16 protein-coding genes, 5 tRNA genes and 1 pseudogene are annotated in these 16,968 nt (G+C 59.3%); 21 read left to right on the plus strand and 1 reads right to left on the minus strand.

The genetic code is table 11. The annotated features are described in order from the left end of the window. The 8 genes from istB to AC1AV0_RS00040 form a co-directional block, all read left to right on the plus strand. On the plus strand, positions 1-485 hold a 485-nt coding region (istB, locus tag AC1AV0_RS00005; protein ID WP_476570456.1), incomplete at its 5' end, for an IS21-like element helper ATPase IstB. A gap of 138 nt (positions 486-623) precedes the next feature. Beyond that, entirely contained in the window at positions 624-1,073 is a 450-nt protein-coding gene (locus AC1AV0_RS00010; RefSeq protein WP_476570457.1) for a hypothetical protein, read from the plus strand. A gap of 9 nt (positions 1,074-1,082) precedes the next feature. Next, positions 1,083-1,727: an ABC transporter ATP-binding protein gene (locus AC1AV0_RS00015; RefSeq protein WP_476570459.1), complete on the plus strand. Its 645-nt coding sequence runs from the start codon at positions 1,083-1,085 to the stop codon at positions 1,725-1,727. Next, complete coding sequence (locus AC1AV0_RS00020; protein WP_476570460.1) at positions 1,724-2,815, plus strand: hypothetical protein; 1,092 nt, start codon at positions 1,724-1,726, stop codon at positions 2,813-2,815. Before AC1AV0_RS00015 ends, AC1AV0_RS00020 begins: the two co-directional genes overlap by 4 nt. A 474-nt stretch (positions 2,816-3,289) precedes the next feature. Next, positions 3,290-3,880, plus strand: coding sequence for a hypothetical protein (locus tag AC1AV0_RS00025; RefSeq protein ID WP_476570461.1), 591 nt, complete (start codon positions 3,290-3,292; stop codon positions 3,878-3,880). Between the two features lie 102 nt (positions 3,881-3,982). Further along, entirely contained in the window at positions 3,983-5,044 is a 1,062-nt protein-coding gene (locus AC1AV0_RS00030) for a peptidoglycan-binding protein (RefSeq protein ID WP_476570462.1), read from the plus strand. Continuing rightward, complete coding sequence (locus AC1AV0_RS00035) at positions 5,044-5,679, plus strand: ATP-binding cassette domain-containing protein (protein ID WP_476570463.1); 636 nt, start codon at positions 5,044-5,046, stop codon at positions 5,677-5,679. Before AC1AV0_RS00030 ends, AC1AV0_RS00035 begins: the two co-directional genes overlap by 1 nt. A gap of 42 nt (positions 5,680-5,721) precedes the next feature. Further along, the gene (locus AC1AV0_RS00040; protein WP_476570464.1) at positions 5,722-6,744 is read left to right on the plus strand and encodes a hypothetical protein; all 1,023 of its coding nucleotides are present in this window, start codon (positions 5,722-5,724) and stop codon (positions 6,742-6,744) included. A 237-nt stretch (positions 6,745-6,981) separates the two neighbouring features. On the opposite strand, the pseudogene AC1AV0_RS00045 reads toward AC1AV0_RS00040, so the two are convergent. Beyond that, positions 6,982-7,817, minus strand: a pseudogene (locus tag AC1AV0_RS00045) (PAC2 family protein). Between the two features lie 182 nt (positions 7,818-7,999). Here AC1AV0_RS00045 and AC1AV0_RS00050 point away from each other — a divergent pair. From AC1AV0_RS00050 to AC1AV0_RS00110, 13 genes are all read left to right on the plus strand, one after another. Further along, positions 8,000-8,072, plus strand: a tRNA-Gly gene (locus AC1AV0_RS00050). A 29-nt stretch (positions 8,073-8,101) separates the two neighbouring features. Then, positions 8,102-8,172, plus strand: a tRNA-Cys gene (locus tag AC1AV0_RS00055). Between the two features lie 40 nt (positions 8,173-8,212). Next, positions 8,213-8,284 (plus strand) — tRNA-Val (locus AC1AV0_RS00060). 49 nt (positions 8,285-8,333) lie between these two features. Further along, positions 8,334-8,406 (plus strand) — tRNA-Val (locus AC1AV0_RS00065). A 33-nt stretch (positions 8,407-8,439) separates the two neighbouring features. Then, positions 8,440-8,515 (plus strand) — tRNA-Gly (locus AC1AV0_RS00070). Positions 8,516-8,648: 133 nt separating this feature from the next. Then, on the plus strand, positions 8,649-9,323 hold the full coding sequence (locus AC1AV0_RS00075; protein ID WP_476570466.1) for a response regulator: 675 nt from the start codon (positions 8,649-8,651) through the stop codon (positions 9,321-9,323). A 110-nt stretch (positions 9,324-9,433) separates the two neighbouring features. Further along, positions 9,434-10,690 carry a hypothetical protein gene (locus AC1AV0_RS00080; RefSeq protein WP_476570468.1) on the plus strand — a complete coding sequence of 419 codons (1,257 nt, stop codon included), beginning with the start codon at positions 9,434-9,436 and terminating at the stop codon, positions 10,688-10,690. 177 nt (positions 10,691-10,867) lie between these two features. Continuing rightward, positions 10,868-11,938, plus strand: a complete 1,071-nt coding sequence (locus tag AC1AV0_RS00085; RefSeq protein ID WP_476570469.1) for a peptidoglycan-binding domain-containing protein — start codon at positions 10,868-10,870, stop codon at positions 11,936-11,938. Positions 11,939-11,966: 28 nt separating this feature from the next. Next, a complete protein-coding gene (locus AC1AV0_RS00090) occupies positions 11,967-12,602 on the plus strand; it encodes an ABC transporter ATP-binding protein (RefSeq protein ID WP_476570470.1) in 636 nt (211 codons plus the stop codon). Then, a complete protein-coding gene (locus tag AC1AV0_RS00095; RefSeq protein WP_476570471.1) occupies positions 12,599-13,681 on the plus strand; it encodes a hypothetical protein in 1,083 nt (360 codons plus the stop codon). The genes AC1AV0_RS00090 and AC1AV0_RS00095 overlap by 4 nt, the downstream gene beginning before the upstream one ends. Before the next feature lie 181 nt (positions 13,682-13,862). After that, on the plus strand, positions 13,863-14,276 hold the full coding sequence (locus AC1AV0_RS00100) for a hypothetical protein (protein WP_476570472.1): 414 nt from the start codon (positions 13,863-13,865) through the stop codon (positions 14,274-14,276). Positions 14,277-14,349: 73 nt separating this feature from the next. After that, a complete protein-coding gene (locus tag AC1AV0_RS00105) occupies positions 14,350-15,120 on the plus strand; it encodes a Sec20 domain-containing protein (RefSeq protein WP_476570474.1) in 771 nt (256 codons plus the stop codon). 19 nt (positions 15,121-15,139) lie between these two features. Then, the gene (locus tag AC1AV0_RS00110) at positions 15,140-16,897 is read left to right on the plus strand and encodes a type 2 periplasmic-binding domain-containing protein (protein ID WP_476570475.1); all 1,758 of its coding nucleotides are present in this window, start codon (positions 15,140-15,142) and stop codon (positions 16,895-16,897) included. Positions 16,898-16,968 lie beyond the last annotated feature (71 nt).

Genomic DNA, 16,968 nt, shown 5'->3' on the forward strand with positions numbered 1-16,968 from the left:
GACGGAGCCAGCTCGAAGGCCTCGAATTCGTCGGGAAAGCCGAGGACCTCGTGCTCTACGGGCCGGTCGGCACCGGCAAAAGCCATCTCGCCATCGCGCTCGGCAGGGCCGCGTGCCGGGCCGGGATACCGGTGAGGTTCTTCACCGCCTCCAGCCTGGTCATGCGCCTGAGACGCGCCAAGGCGGACAACCGGCTCGACAGGGAGCTCGCCGCCATCGCCAAGGCCCGCCTCATCATCATCGACGAGCTCGGATACATCCCCATCGACGAGGAGGGCAGCCGCCTCCTCTTCCAGGTCATATCCGACTCCTACGAGACAAGGAGCGTCGTCTACACCACCAACATCGAATTCTCCGGATGGGCCAGGGTGTTCGGCGACCCGAACATGGCCGCCGCGGTCGTGGACCGCACCGTCCACCACGGCAGGCTCATCCGCTTCAAGGGCGAAAGCTACCGCAGCCGCAACGCCCTCATGACCAAATAACCAAAACAAACCAAGGCAGCGGGCGAACCCACAGGACGATCATCCTGCGGAAAACCCGCTGCACATCCTGCGGAAAACAACACGACCATCCAGCCGACACGAACTTGACAAAAGACACAGGTCACGGCCGGAACCGCGGTGGGCGTGGTGCCGGGCGCGATGACCCGGCTTTCGATCAAGGGCGGCCAGGCGTCCGACAGGGACCGCGTGCTCACCGTGGTCGGCGTGAGTGCGACGTTGCCGGCCGGTTCGACCGAGATCACGGACGCGGGATTCCTCTCGCAGGTCGCGGCCGTTCCCGAGATCGCGTCGTTGGACGGGGATCAGTTGGCGGTCGGTCTTGACGGCACGCTGTCGTTGGCCGAGCCGGTTGAGGTGTTGCGCGTGCCGGCGGGCGCGGTGTTCGGCATCGCGGACGGAATCGGATGCATCGCCCCCGCCGACGGCGACTTCGGGGGCGAGCCGGTGAGGGTGTCGATTATCGGCGGCGAGTTGGGGGTGAGCCTGGTCGTTCCCGAGGATATGGCACCCGGCGACATCGCTAGCGTGCTGCTGGGCGGCCGGCTCGACGGCATGACCTGCGGGTAGGAGGCGGGCATGGCTGAGGCTTGCGTGCGCGCCGTCGGTTTGGCGCACCGGTTCCCGGGCACCGACGTGCTGTTCGAACGGTTGGATGTCGCTCTTGCGCCCGGCGAGACGGTCGCCGTGTGCGGGCCGAGCGGTTCGGGCAAAAGCACGCTGCTGTCGATTCTGGCGGGATGGGAGAAGCCGTATGCGGGCCATGTGGAGCGGGAGAACGTCGAACGTGTCGGCTGGGTGTTCCAGAACCCGTATGGGGTGGCCGAGCGCAGCGCGTTGGACCATGTCGTGTTCCCGCTGCTGGCCAAGGGACTGACGCGCCGCGAGGCCGAGCCGCGGGCGTTGGAGACGATGGGCCTGTTCGACTTGGGGTACGCGGCGGACCGTCGGTTCTCCGACCTGTCGGGAGGCGAGGCGCAGCGGCTGATGCTGGCCCGCGCGGTGTGCTCGCGGCCGGACCTGCTGTTGGTGGACGAGCCGACCGCGCAGTTGGACACGCGCACCGCGCATTCGGTCAGCCATGTGTTGGGGCGGCTCGCCGGGCAGGGCATGATCGTCGTGATCGCCACGCACGACCCGGACACGCGCGACGCCTGCGACCGGGAGATCGATCTGGCCGACTACGCGCCGGCGGACGCCGACGGAGGGGACGGTCGGCCATGAGATTGCGCTCCATCATCTCGGAGAGCCTGCGCAATATCTCGTGCGGCGCCTCACGCGCGTTCGCGCTCATGCTCGCGGTGATATTGGCGGGGGTTCTGCTGGGCGGGGCGGAAGCCGTGTCCGTGGTCGCGTTGGAGAACGAGGCCGTGACCCGCATCCGCGCCAACGCGGACGTCGCCACCATCGTCGGCGGAACGGTTGATGGCGTGGCCTGCGAACGGCTGTCCGAGGCCGGGGGAGGGCCGTCGATATCCGGCGCGATGCGCAACGGGCCCGAAGTCGAATTTCTCGCCACGCCCGGCAAAAGCCTGGGCTCCTACGAGGTGACCGGCGGGGTCATCGACCTGCTCGCCTCGGGCACCACCGGAATGCGGTCCGACACGTCCGGCGCGTGGGTGTCCCGAGAGGTGGCGCAAGACTTCGGATTGGCGGTCGGCGGCCGAGTCCAAACCAATCAGGGGGATATCAGCATCGCGGGAGTGTTCGACTGGCCCAACGACGGACGCGACACCCGTTTCGCCTACGCGCTCGTCGTTCCCGCCTCCGCGTCCGACGGCGACTATCAGGAATGCTGGGCCAAACAATGGCCGACAAGCGACGGACTGGACACGCTGCTGTACACCACGGCCAGTCCCGCCAATGCCTCCGACGGCACGCAATCGCAGCCCGGCGTGACCCGGCTCAACAAAGGCTTCGACGCGCATTACGACGCTCAAGCGACCTACCTAACGCGCATGACCCGACTCATGCCCTACCTCGCATCGGCCGCCGGCGTGCTCATCGGCGTCGTGGCCGTAAGACGCCGCAGACTCGAATACGCCGGCGCCTTGCATTCGGGGCAATCCAAAGGCGCGCAACTGCTCGGCATACTCACCGAAACCATGATCTGGTGCGGCACGGGCACCATATGCACATGCATGCTGCTCGCCGCCTACTGCGCCCGCGCCGTACCATCCGACACCATCACGGTGCTGATGGGATCCATACGCATGCCACTGGCCCTGCTCGCCGGCACGGTCGCCGCCGTAGTCATCACCGGCCTGACCATCCGCGAATCCCAACTCTTCCGCCTCTTCAAACACCGGTGAATTATAGGCTCTTCGCATGTTGGTGTGTAAGGGCCACCAATGTTTAACGACCGCAAACGTATTGGCCAATAACAGAATCATTAAGCGCTGTCCCCTAAATAGGGGACAAAAATATCGGATGCCTTGCTAAAATAGGATGATGGGAAAGGTTTTCGATTCAACGGTCGAAGGCCAGTGTTGTCAGGATAGTGCGCCGCGGCACTGATACCAGTGTATTGTTCTGCCGCTACGGACCATCTCGAAGAGAGACTACGACAAGTCCAAGAGTTAAATGCGATGAAGGTGGGATCGGTTCCATGAAGATAGGAGCGAATATGTGCGGCATCATCGCACGTACGCGAAGTAGCGCGTATCGCATTGCGTCCAAAGGAAGCGCCGCCCTACTGGCGAGTCTGTGGATGGTCGCGGCGTTGTCCGGCTGCGGCGGCGATGGTGCCGCTAGTCCGGCGGGGGGGGCAGACGTTCGAGGAGGAGGTGGCTTCGGCGGAGCGGTATGGTCCGCTGGTCGATGATTGGAAGGCTGAGCTTGAGTCGGGGGATTTGAGCGATTTCGAACGCGGTGTGTTGCAGCGGGCGGTCGAAACCGGCCGGATCTCGCAGGATGATTACGAGCAGGCCCAGGCGTTGTACGTGCGGTGCATGGAGGCCAGCGGATACGACCATCTGGTGTTCGACAAGCTGCCCAACGGGTTGTATTCGCTGTCCGACGAGTCGCAGACCGATGACGGGTATTTCGACACGGTGATGACATGCTCGCAGGGCACCACTTCCGTCATCGAGGCGGAATACCGCGACCAGCAGGACAATCCTGATCGGTACAAGGACAGAGGAATCGTGGCGGTGCAGTACCTGCGCGAGGCCGGAGTCGTGGATGATTCCTATACCGCGGCCCAGTTCAACAGCGGTTTGGACCGTTTGTCGTCGTCACGTTCCTCGGGATCGGGAGGAAATCCGTCGGCGGCGTTCGGCTTCCCCGTGGATTCGGATGACGAACAGACGCTGTTCTGCATTTCGTTGGGAGGCTTGAGTCTCGGCGGCGATTTCGGTTCCGACTCCGACGAATAAGGGGAATTCATGGTGGGGAAGAAGGAAGGACGGTTCGCAAAGTTCGGTGGGGATTCGCGGCTTCGGGTCCGGAATCGCCCGGCGTTTCTGGCGTTGTTATGCGTGACGTGTCTGGTCGTCGGACTGGCGGTCGGTTATGCGCTGGTTCCATCTCCCGTGCCGGATGCGCTTCGCGCGCCGTCTGATTCGGAAAGCGTGCCCGTCGTGGAGGAGTCGTTCGATGACGAGCGGACGGTCGTGGCGATTCCCCAAGTGGACCAGGGACAGAGTCTTGCCTGGCAGGGCGGCGGCACGGTGACGTCGTTTTCCGTGGCCGATGGGTCGACGATCGAATCGGGATCATCCCCGTTCGCGGTCGATGGAACGCCGGTGGTCGCCCTGTACACCGAAGTGCCGTTGTACCGCGACCTGCAGGCCGGCATGTCCGGCGGGGACGTCGGCGCGTTGCGTGACGAATTGGTCCGTCTGGGCTATGCCGCGCAGGTGGACGGCGCGTCGCATGACGTGTTCGATTCCTCGCTGTGGTGGGCGGTGGCGGCGTTGCAGGAGGCCCACGGCTTGGAACAGACCGGTGTGGTGTCGTTGCAAGGCGTGCTGTGGCTGCCGCGGCAGTCCGCGGTGTTGGAGGATTGCATGCTGGTCCGGGGCCAGGCCGCGCCGCAGGAGATCGGTGTGATGGCGTCCTCCATCCAATCCATCGACATCACGCTGCCGGACACGCTGGCGCAGGGGGAGCGTGTCGTCACGGTTGCGGGGGAGGAGACCTCTCTGCCTGAAGACGGTCGGATCGTGGACGAAGTGTTCCTCGACAAGGTCGAAGGGACTTCGCAGTTCGCCGTATGGCTGATGACGGACGAAGGGCAACGTTCGGGTCTGGACGCGACCATACGACTCAAGGAGCCGATAACGGCGTTGAAGGTGCCCGCAGGTTCGGTGTTCTCGATTCTCGACGGAGTCGGTTGCGTCAGACATGATGGCAAGGCGGTGCCCGTCCGCCTGTACGGCTCGCAAAACGGATACGCGATGGTCGGCCTGTTGGACGGCGGCGATGCGTCCGGACTGCGGTCGGTGGATGTGGCCGACGGAAGCTCCTCCGATATCTCCTGTCCTGCGACGGCGGGGGAGAAGGACGACAGTGGCGATGCCGACGGGGAGGGAGCCTGATGGCGGGCGGTGACGAGGCGAGCCGCGGCGTCGAAGTCGACGATTTGGGGCACCGGTTCGCGGGCTCGCCGTTCCTGTGGCGGCATGTGTCGTTCGCGGTGCGCGACGGTGAGATACTGGCGCTGTGCGGGCGGTCGGGTTGCGGCAAGTCGACGATGCTGTCGATCATCGCCGGTTGGGAGAATCCGACGGAAGGCGTGGTGCGCAGGGGAGAGCCGTGCCGGATCTCCTGGGTGTTCCAGAACCCGTATGGGGCGGCGTGGCGCACGGTGCTCGACATCGCGGCCTATCCGCTGATCGCGGCCGGACACACGCGCTCATACGCCGAGGAACAGGCCAGAATCATGCTGGATTCCTTCGGCTTGTCGGCGCTGGAGAACCGTCTGTTCCAGGAATTGTCGGGCGGCGAGGCGCAACGACTGATGTTGGTGCGGGCCATCAACGCCCACCCTGACGTGTTGCTGGTGGACGAGCCGACCGCGCAGTTGGACACGCGTACGGCCGATTTGGTCAATGCCACGTTGTCGCAGCTCGCACGATCCGGAGCCGCGGTCATCATCGCCACGCACGACCCGCGTACCCGCGAAGCGTGCGACCGCGTCATCGATCTCGACATGTACGCCAGATCGGAGTGAGCGATGAGGTTGAGGGAGATCATACGCGAGGCGTGGAGGGATATGACGTCCGGCATGGCCGGTGCCGTGCCGCTGGTGCTGCTGTCGTTTCTTCTGATGCTGTGCTGCGCTGGACTGGATGTCTGGCAGATACTCGCCGTGGAAAGTCAGGCGATCGAATACCGGGATGCCAAGGGGAACGTCACGCTTATCAAGAACGAGGATGGCGTCGACGGGCGGGCCTGCGCGCAACTGGCGTCGCAAGACGGCATCGAGGCGTCCGGCGCGTTGCGTCAGGCCGGGGATATGACTCTGAACGCGCTGCCCGACAATCGGTTCGTCATCTACGAGGTCACGGACGGGCTGCTCGACGTGGTGGACTCCGGCAACGACGACCATCAGGGAGTATGGCTGCCGCGGGCGGTGGCCGAGAAGCTGGCGGTATCGCAAGGCGCGATATTGGAGACGACGCAAGGCGAGATTCGGGTGGCCGGCGTGTACGACTGGGCCGAGGACGGGCGCGACTCCCGCATCGGATACGCGGTGCTGATGCCGGTGGCGTCGTACGGCGCCTTCGACGAATGCTGGGCCTCGGTGTGGCCGTCCTCGGACATAACCGACACGCTGCGTCTGAGCGTGTTCTACAGCATGGATCCGTCGCATTCCCAGACCGGCCGTGTGAACTACGCCTTGGGGGACACGATGGACGCGCATGGGATGTTCTCGTCCCGTCTGACCAGATTCGCCGTGCCTGCGGCCGGCGTGCTGATGGCGCTGGTCGCCGCCGCGTTCTGCCGAAGACGGAAGCTGGAATTGTCGGGCAATATGCATGCCGGCGCGGGCAGATCGGTTGTGGTGCTGCAGATGGTGGTGGAGCATCTGGTTCCCGTCCTGATCGGCTGGGCCTGCGCCTACGCCGCGCTGTACGTCCTGATCCGGCTACAAGGCACGACAAGCGCTCCCGACGTGTTCCTGCTCGAACTCAAGGAAGGCCTATGGGTGCTCTTCGGCGCATGGATCGGAACCATGGCCGCCGCACTGACCATCCGGGAACGCGACCTGTTCACCCACTTCAAAACCCGCTAGCGGTTTCGTGTACCGCATATTTCCGCGTATCAGGAAACCATTCGAAACTGAACCCGTGTTCCTCGCGCCATCGACGTGGAGATGCTTCGACTCCGCTACGCTCCGCTCAGCATGACGAATAACCATTATCAAAGTCATCCTTGGGCAGGGTGCGTCCTCCTCGTCATCCTGGGCGAGGCGCACCCTTCCTCGTCATCCTGAGCGGAGGCGAAGCCGAAGTCGAAGGATCTCGCGCCATCACTCCATATTGCGCAGGAAGTCCTCGGTTTCGCGCACGAGTTGTTCAGCCTGCGGGGCGGCGATGGAGGCGTCCCGGTCGGCTTCGGCGCTGAGGTCGTATTCGCGTTCCAGATGGCGCACGTAATCGGCCAGATGGTCGTTGCAGCGCAGCAGCATGGAGGCCTGTGCCTCCCAACGCTTGGTTTTCTCCGCCAAATCGCCTTCGTCGAATGCGATTTGGCGGTGATCCGGGAGAGGCCGCGCAGCAATTCCACGGTGCCCGGGGCGCAGTCCTCGTTGCCCAGATACTGCGGCAGCGACACCCATATCGAAGTCGTGTCGAATCCCGATTCGCAGGCCATCGCGTCCAATACCGTGGGAATGCCGATCGGGCCGTTGTATTGGCGGTCGTCCTCGCAGGGACAGTCCTCGCTGCTGACGTTCACCGGCAGCGGGCGGGTGTGCGGACAGTCGGCGAACATGGCGCCCAAAGTGACCACACGGTCGATATCCAGCTCTTCGGCGATATGCAGGCTCTGCCGGCAGTACTCCCGCCAGCGGTAGTTGGGTTCCGGCGCGATCTGCGCGATGACGCGCGCATCCGGCGCAAGCGTGATCTCATGGAAGGTGGTCTGCGGCCAGATGATACGGGCGCGACCGGTGACATGGCACATCATGGGACGCGCCACCTGATAGTCGTAGAATCCGTCGCAACTGATATGACGGATCTCACGCGAGTCATAACGCTTGACCAGATGGCGGATCACATTGGTGGCCGCCTGGCACGCGTCGTTCCATCCGTCGAACGCGGCGATCATCACCGTGCCCGACTGTCGCTTCACATCTTCTGTCATGTTTTCTACAGTAGCGTTTTTTCCGCGCGCGCACCGGCTTCAGCCGTAAGCGAGAGAAAAGCGCGGAATAATGCCGAAAACAGGGTATGACACTCGCGCGACACGCCCTGTTTTGCAAATTACGCCGATGTGGTTATAGTAGTGACTCGTGCTTCGGCGGGTACAAACCGCTGAGAACACACGCGGACATAGCTTAGTTGGTAAAGCGCAACCTTGCCAAGGTTGAGACCGCGGGTTCGAGTCCCGTTGTCCGCTCTAGGTCCGAAGAGTTGACGAACCTATATGGTGGGTTAGCCAAGCGGTTAGGCAGCGGCCTGCAAAGCCGTATAGACGAGTTCGACTCTCGTACCCACCTCTCAGGTGACTGGGCAACCAGTCGACTGAGACGCAGACCCGGGCGGTTGGCGCAGTGGTAGCGCACTTCCCTGACACGGAAGGGGTCACAAGTTCGAATCTTGTATCGCCCACTCAGGTCGGAGCAATCCGACCGGTGATAACTGAATACCGTAGCATTACGGGCGATTGGCGCAGCGGCTAGCGCACTTCGTTCACACCGAAGGGGTCGTAGGTTCGATTCCTACATCGCCCACTGGAATTCCGCTTCTCACGGCGGAAATCCTTTGCGGACATAGCTTAGTTGGTAAAGCGCAACCTTGCCAAGGTTGAGACCGCGGGTTCGAGTCCCGTTGTCCGCTCCATGAGGCCTCGCCGAAAGGCGAGGTTTTTTCGTATTCGCCCAACGATGCGCGTTTCTTTGTCGAAATCATCCCCGCTTTCGTCCACTTCCAACCATCCCGGCGATGATATGATTACTGTGCAAAGGAGCGGACGATGGGAACTTTGGGGGAGTCGCCCACAGTGGCGATAGTGGACAACGACCGATTCACCAGGCGCGCGATACGGCAGGTTCTCGAGGACGGTGGCTTCTCGGTGGTCTGGGACAGGGCCAGCGGTCTGGCGGCGGAACATCTGGTCATGCAAACGCAGACACGGCCGGATGTGCTGTTGCTGGACATGTCGCTTGACGAGCAATCCGGCGTGGATGTGTGTCAGTCGATTCGCCGTAGCATCGCGGATATCCGCATTCTCGGCATCACCGCGTTCCCTCCGGATATTTATGCCGGACCTCTTGCCCAGGCTGGCGCGCAGGGACTGGTCACCAAGGAATCCGACCGTCAGCTGCTGTCCGCGATCCGCGTATTGCTCGATGGTGGAACATACTGTCCGCAGGTGCCATCCGTGGCGTTCCCCACCGCGACCAAGGCGTTTACCGCTCAGCAGAAGGCCAAGGCAAAGGACGAGAGCCCTCTGACGGACCGGGAGCGCACGGTACTGGAAAGCTACGAGCGGACAGGATCCTACAAGATCACCGCCAGCCAGCTGGGAATCAGCGATTCCACCGCGCGCAACATCATGCATCATGCCAAACGACGTCTCGGCGCGGCCAGTACAGCGGCAGCGATCGTGGCCTGGCATGAACGCCAGCCGAAGAAGGCACATCGATGACGGAACGACACGCCAGAATTCGGCGATCATCTGCGACACATAACACTGATGATACTGATGCGACTCTGTATAACACCGACTCGACTCCACATGATGCCGAAGTCACGCACATGACGGTATTGCAGCGCATATCGCAGAATGTGCGGGCGCATTGGCTGCGCACGCTCATCGCGCTTATCTGCGCCGTATCGTTCGCGGCGTTCCTTGCTGGCCCGCTGCGCCGCGTCATGATCACAAGCCCCGATCTCGCCGCCATGTATGCGCTGCTGCTGGTTCTGCTCACCGTCAACATCGCATTCCCTCGCGTGGCGGGAATCGGCATGGCCGTGCTGTCGATGGTATCCGTCGTGGTGTTCCTGAACGTCTACGAGTCGCCGTTCTCACTGGCCGAAGTGATACCGATACTCGTGGCCTATCTGATGGGGTCGCTGGCGTATTCGGCCACGCTCGGCATCTCGCTACCGTGCTGTGTGATGGTGTGCTTATCCTATGTGCTGCCGCATCGTTACCTCATACCTATGGCAGGTCTGTTGGTGCCGGACATCGGCTGCGTGCTCGAATGCATCGCGGCCTTCGCCTTGGGTTACGCGCTTCGGCTGCAGACGCAGCTAAAAAACCAGCAGACGCAGGAGAACGAACTGCTGCGTCTGCGAGCACAATCCGAAAAACTGGATCGCATGAGGACTCGTGTGGATCTGCAACGCTTGATCCATGACTCCATCGCCGGCGATCTCTCCTATATCGCATTAATCACCAGGCCCCACGCCGGTCAGCCGGTGGATGCGGACCGCATCGAAACGGTCCATCACCATGCCATCGCGGCACTGACCCATACCCGTCAGGCCATCGCCATGCTCAGCGACGAGACGCCGCTTGCCGACGGTACGGCTGAATATCCCGCTTCGCCAAATCCCATCATGCCCGACACGGCTATGAAGCAATCTGGGACCGTACCTGCCGATTTGGTGAAGATGATCGCGCAATGCGATGCCGATCTGCGAGGGTTGGGGCTGGACGGCGGAACGACCGTTCTGGCCTCGTCCGACTTCACACTCGGACAAGATTCCGAAAGCCTCGATCGATGGGATGCCGTGATGTCGCTGATGCACGAGATATACGCCAACATCGTGGCGCACGGCCAGTTGGATGGGGTCTATGCCGTCCAGATCCGCCTGATCAACGGCGAGGCGCGCATCCATGCGGAGAACGCGACGGGCGAGAGCACGTCGATGTCGCCCATTCTCGGATCGGGAACGGGCCTTGCCCGTCAACGCCAACGTATCGAGCAGGTCCACGGCTCGCTCGACACCTTCGCGCAGGACGGACGTTTCTCGCTTTTCGCGGAGATTCCCCTCGTCATCCAGTGATTGCATAAGGGCATCCACATCCCGTATCGTCCGGTCGCGCGAAAGAAGAACATACCTATATAGACAAACGTCTATGCGTCTAGCCCGCCATTAACCGAAGCTTCGTCATATCTCTAGACTGGTAAAGCATTGTTGTTTGCCGGTCTGCGCGACAAATGTGAAGTGAGGGGATGCACGATGAAGCGACATCAGGGAAACCATCATTATGGTGCACAAATCCTCGTATGGTCGTTAATGTCAGCGATCATTGCCGCATCAGTTACTGTAGGGGCTTGCGCTCTCTGGTTGCCTGATCGAACCCCAAATGTGTTGTCTGAAGCAAAAATCATCGCAAGTGCGCCAACAAGTGTGCAAGACTATTCGGGAAACCAGCCAGTTACAGTAGTACCTACCGTATCAGCATCGCAAACTCTACTCAGCAATGTCTCGGGGATAGTGACCGCTGACCGGTCCGGACAGGGACTTGTCTCCGGAAAAGCGGCATTTGCTGTGAACGATCGTGCCATCATAGCGTTATCCACGTCCATGCCTTTGTACCGAAATCTAAAAATAGGCGACAGTGGTGAGGACGTACGTGCCGTAAATAACGAGCTCAATCGTTTGGGATACAACTCCCAGCCTGAATCAGACCTATTTCAGTGGTCAACCTCTGACGGCTGGCGACAGCTAATGTGGGATAACGGCAATGAATCCAACGGGGAATTATTTATTGCTGATACCCTGTGGATTCCCAATACTACCGTTGCGGTTGATGCTTGGACGGCTAGGCAGGGAACGCAGACCACTGCTGGTAGCCAAGTCGGAGAGGTTCCAGGCTTTATCACCGCCCTTACCGTCAAAAACGGACAGCCTTCGCAACAAGATAGAACACTCACTGTGGCCAAGTTAACAGCTACGTTGCCAGCCGGTACTACAACAATTACAGATTCTGTTTTTTTACAGCAATTCACCAATTCCGAAGAAGTCACATCTTTGAGTCCCGAAAGTCTAACAGCCGGTCTCAGCGCGACATTATCGTTGTCAAAACCGTTGCTGGTACTGAGGGTGCCGGCAGGAGCGGTATTCGATGTGAATGGACAGTATGGGTGCATTGCTCCGGCGTCAGGTAAAGACAAAGGGAAACCGATACGTATGGATATCGTTGGCAATGAATTAGGGGTCAGTCTGCTCAAATCGGAACAGGTCGATATACAGCAAATCCGAACAGTGATGCTAGGGGAAACGCTTAGCGGCCTTGTTTGCAAATAACACGGTTTCCAAGAGAACAGCGACAGTCATGACAGTACGACGCATTCAGATAAATGATTTGGCTCATAAATTCCCCGCTACAGATTTACTCTTTGAGCACTTAAACTTCACCGCTGATCAAGGGCAGACAGTGGCTGTATGCGGCCCCAGCGGATCAGGGAAAAGTACTCTGCTGTCAATTCTTGCCGGATGGGAGCAACCATATGCAGGCAAAGTGGAAAGACAAGGGATTCAGCGAATCAGATGGGTATTCCAGAACCCATATGGAATATCAGGACGCACTGCGCTAGATCATGTGGTGTTTCCTCTCCTGGCTCAGGGAATGATGCGGCGTGAGGCAGAGTCCCAGGCTGTGGAAGCCATGTCTCTGTTCGATTTGGAATATGCTGCGCAACGACGATTCTCTGAGCTGTCGGGAGGAGAAGCTCAACGACTTATGCTGGCACGTGCTGTATGTTCACAACCCGACCTGCTACTTGTGGATGAACCCACCGCGCAATTGGATATGCGCACTGCACACACCGTAAGTCGTGTATTAGGCCATCTCGCCGGACATGGAATGATTGTAATGATCGCCACCCATGATCCTTCAACTCGTAACGCATGCAGCCGTGTCATCGACCTGTCCGTTTATGAACCTTTACAACGCAAGGGACAATCATGAAGCTCCGTTCCATTTGTTCTGAAGCAATACGCAATATCTCTTCCGGTACAGCTCATGTCTTCACCCTGACGCTGGCGGTTCTGTCGGCAAGCACCCTGTTAGGCGGATATGAAGCCGTCTCCGTCGTTGGTTTAGAACAGGAGGCTATTGCACGTATTCATGCGAAAGCCGATGTGATGACATTTGTCAGTGAAAACATAGACGGCGAGGCATGCGATCGACTGGTCGAAGCAGAGAATGGCCCATCCGTCGCAGGAGCCGTACGCGACGGACCGCAGGTCACCCCATTGTCAACACCGGGGAAAGGTCTCAGCTCCTACGAAGTCACTCCCAGCTTGGTTCCACTATTGATGAATGATGTCTCCACCACAGCTGCAGATATCTCCGGTATTTGGGTATCATCCTCCGTGTCGCAGGATTTCGGTTTGATACCCGGCAGTATCTTGGAAACCGATCATGGGGACATGAAAATCGCAAACATATTCGAGTGGCCAAATGATGGACGGGATACACGTTTCGCCTATGCGATAATCGTTCCTTCTTCTTCAGTCCAAGGATGGTATGACGAGTGTTGGGCAAAAATATGGCCCGATAATGACGACCTGAAATCCTTGCTCTATTCCACTGGAGTACCGACGGGGAATATCGAAACCCAAGTAGGGGTCACAAGATTGAATAAAGGATTCGATTCTCATTATTCCGCCTATGCAACATACTCCACTCGAATCACACGCTTTGTGCCGTGGCTTGGTTGTGCCGTCGGAATATTCATAGGAGTGTTCGCGGTACTTCGCAGACGACTTGAATATGCAGGTGCGCTTCATTGCGGACAACGCAAGCATGCTCAACTTCTAGGGATGCTTTTAGAGACATGCACGTGGGCGGGACTGGGCGCAACATGTTCAACCAGCATCATCGTGGCATATTGTGCACGATTCGCTTTTACCGATACAGCAGCAGTGATATTGGGCGCAATACGTTCGCCAATCGCAACGTTCTGTGGTGCTCTTTTTGGTGTGTTCACAGCTGGATTGTTTATCAGGGAATCACAGTTGTTCCGATTCTTCAAACAACGATAGGAACGGTCTCCCTATAGGCTTTACCTTTCAATATGTGTCCTTGTTATGCGCGATGCCATGCCTATAGACGTTTGTCTACGAGGCATGGCACCGCACTTGCTCCGCGCAAAGCGCCCTGCTTATCGTTTTTGCTACATCAAGCAAAGAAGCTGATGTCATCGACATAGTAGAAGGAGAAATTATGAAATATACATCCCGTAATGCATGCGCCTTGATTGTCTTGCTCATGACCGTCTTTCTTGTTTCTCCATGCTTAACAGCAAATGCGGCAACACAAGAAAGCAAAAGAGGAATTTCATTGTCTGATTCGAAGGTGAGCGGACAAGCCGGAGGGACAGAAACGCGTTCATGGGCAGATCTTGACAGCGCGACACTTTACCATTACGTATACGCGGTTCAAGATGGCAGCTATGTCACGTCCGGATCGGTTGCGCCTGGCAAACATGCTGGCACGATTTCAGGATTCGGATCTTGGGACATGCAGAACGATGATGCTCTCGGTGGACCTCTGGACAACGGAAGTTGCTATCCCAGCTGGTATACGGGAGAACGCTGCGGCAGGCCTTTATACAGAAATTATCCTCTGGCAGGGTGATTTGTAGCGCTGTGTAGATTTAAAGGACGAAGCCGTCTTTTCCGAATCATTTATGACAGGGAGACAAGCGACCATGATTCCACGAAAAATGTATCGAAAAGCACGTCATATCACGGCAATCGCTGTATGTGCCTCGCTGCTGATGGTGTCATCGTCTTGCGGAAACACTGTATCCGACACGAAAAGCAGCAACGTAACTGCGCAATCCGACGATATAGGACGCATGATGAGTGACGGCGTTGGCGAAAAGGCGGCATCGTCCTTATCCGAATATATCGAGCAATCCATTCGAATGCTCGAATCCAGCCAGCAACTGAAGGAATTCGATCCTTCCGGCGACGCTTCGCGGCGAATACTGAAAGTACTTGAACGGGCCAAATCTCAAGGAGGCGTCTCCGTATCAGATTACGAGTCAGCATGGGCCGATTACAAGCAGTGCATGGTGGATCGAGGATATGAGGATATCAAACTCATCAAAGAGCCTAACGGAATATACAAGGAGGCGCCGCACCGCGCGGGAACCGAAGAACAAAATGCTCGCTACGGACAAGACATGCTTGAATGTGGCACACTCACATACGCGACAATCGCCGACGTGTACAAGATGCAGATCGGTAATCCGAATCTATATAAAAACCAATACGAGGGCGCACTGGATTGCCTTCGTCGCAATGATGTGGCGCCAAAAGGCTACACCATGGATGATCTCCGATTCGACCTGTACGAAGCTGCTTCCAAGGATGAACTGACGCTCGACATCTACAAGCCAGAAGCGTCCCAATGTCTGGTGGCGAACGATATCACCGTCTTCAGCGAAGATAGCGTGACCGAGGAACTCTGGTAGACGAAGAAAGGCGATCACGATGGCCAAGGCATTGACGAGACGTGGCGTTCGCGTACTCCTGTGCGTCATATGCTCCTTGACCGTCATAGCGAGCGGCATCGGATGGTGGCTTTGGCAGGCAACCCAGGATGCCGCTCCGCTGGTGGTGGTCTACGCGCATGAGAAGGGGCAGCAGTCCGCGGCGGGCAGCCATTGGGCACGACTGGTGTCCTCCGCATGCGACTGCGACATCGTCTGGCGCGATGTGACGCCGGACAGCACAGAGGCCGGGGCCGTATATGGTTTGGCCAGTTATCAAGGCAATCCCGAACTGGGTGGATTGCCGGTTCCCGACGTATTCGTCTCATTTGACCAGGTGACCGGACCAGACGCCATCGCCCGCGGATACGCCGACGATTATCTCGATTTTCGCCGATATCTCGATCGCATGCCGAATGTGACTCAGTACTTCACGGAGACTCCCCAGGCGTACGTCGCCGCGCAGCGAAGCGACGGATCAATCCGTTCCCTCCCGGGAGACTCCGGCGAGGACTATGACGGTTCCATGGCGCATATGTTCATCAACCGGGCCTGGTTGGAACGGCTGGGACTGGACGTTCCAACCACGTGGGACCAATTGACCGACGTGCTGAGGGCTTTCCGTGACGGCGATCCCAACGGCAACGGCGAGGCGGACGAAATCCCATTCGCCATCAGGCCTACCGAGGACAACGATCCTGGTGGCACCGAGACGTTCGAGCCCGACGGATGGCAGCTGCTGCTGAACGCCACCGGCACCCCCACTCAACTCAACGAACAGGCCGGACAGAACCTGTTCGCCGGCATGGATTCGTCCGTAAAGGACATCTCCGCATCCGGCGCCGTGCGACGGGTGGGTGATTATCTCGCCGATCTCGTGTCCGAAGGATTGGTTACCCCGGAATCGTTCGCAAGAACATACGCGCTGAAACAAGCCAACGAGGCGATGCGCGAGGCCATGCAGTCGGACGGGGGAGAGGTTCCCTCCGATCCCGGCGGCGCAGGCTCGTCAACGCTCGTCGGATCCACATTCGTCGGCACCACATTCGCCGAATACGAATCCCAATTATCCTCGCCGACCCCGTTGGTGGGAGTGGCGTTCGCCTTCGATGCTTCGGCGTTCGGTCCCAACGAAGACCAGTACGAATCCATCCCCATTCCCGCCGAGCATGATGGTGTCCAACCCACCTGGGACCGCAGCGGCCGTGTGCGTTTCAATCTCAATGGCGTATCGGTGAGGGCAAACACCCGACATAGGGATGACGCGTTGCGGGTCGTGGACGCGCTGTTCGACGAATCGGTTTCCCTCGCCCAATTCTATGGAGAGGAGGACGTCGACATCACACATGAGGACGGCCGGACCATGGTGAGCGTGCAGGGGGACGGCACGTATCCGCTCGGATATGGGCGTGCGTTCGTCGGTTGGATTCGCCCTGGAACCGTCATCGCGGGGGACAAACCCCGCGAGCGCTATGTGGCGGCCGACAAGCCGTATCGGGGAATCTATCGTCGCATGGGGTCGGACGGCGTATTCCCCATGGGCATGTATCTGCCCGCGACGAGCGGCACCGGCATCGGGAGCGTCACGGACCAGTGGCTGGCCGAACAGGTATGCAATGCATCGGTTCCATACGATCGCGACAAGGCTTGGAACGCATACGTCCGCGCACAATCGGAGGATTCCGCACGCGCCGGCCAGAGGCTGGAATGGCAGAGGGAATACGATCGCTACATGGAGCGGGACAAGACTCTGCGTTAGGACCATGCGGATGTCTTCCCGCGCCTCTATCGTGTCCTCTGTTGCATATAACCAGTCCAGGTCTGTTTTAG

The organism is Bifidobacterium sp. LH_558, assembly GCF_056356295.1.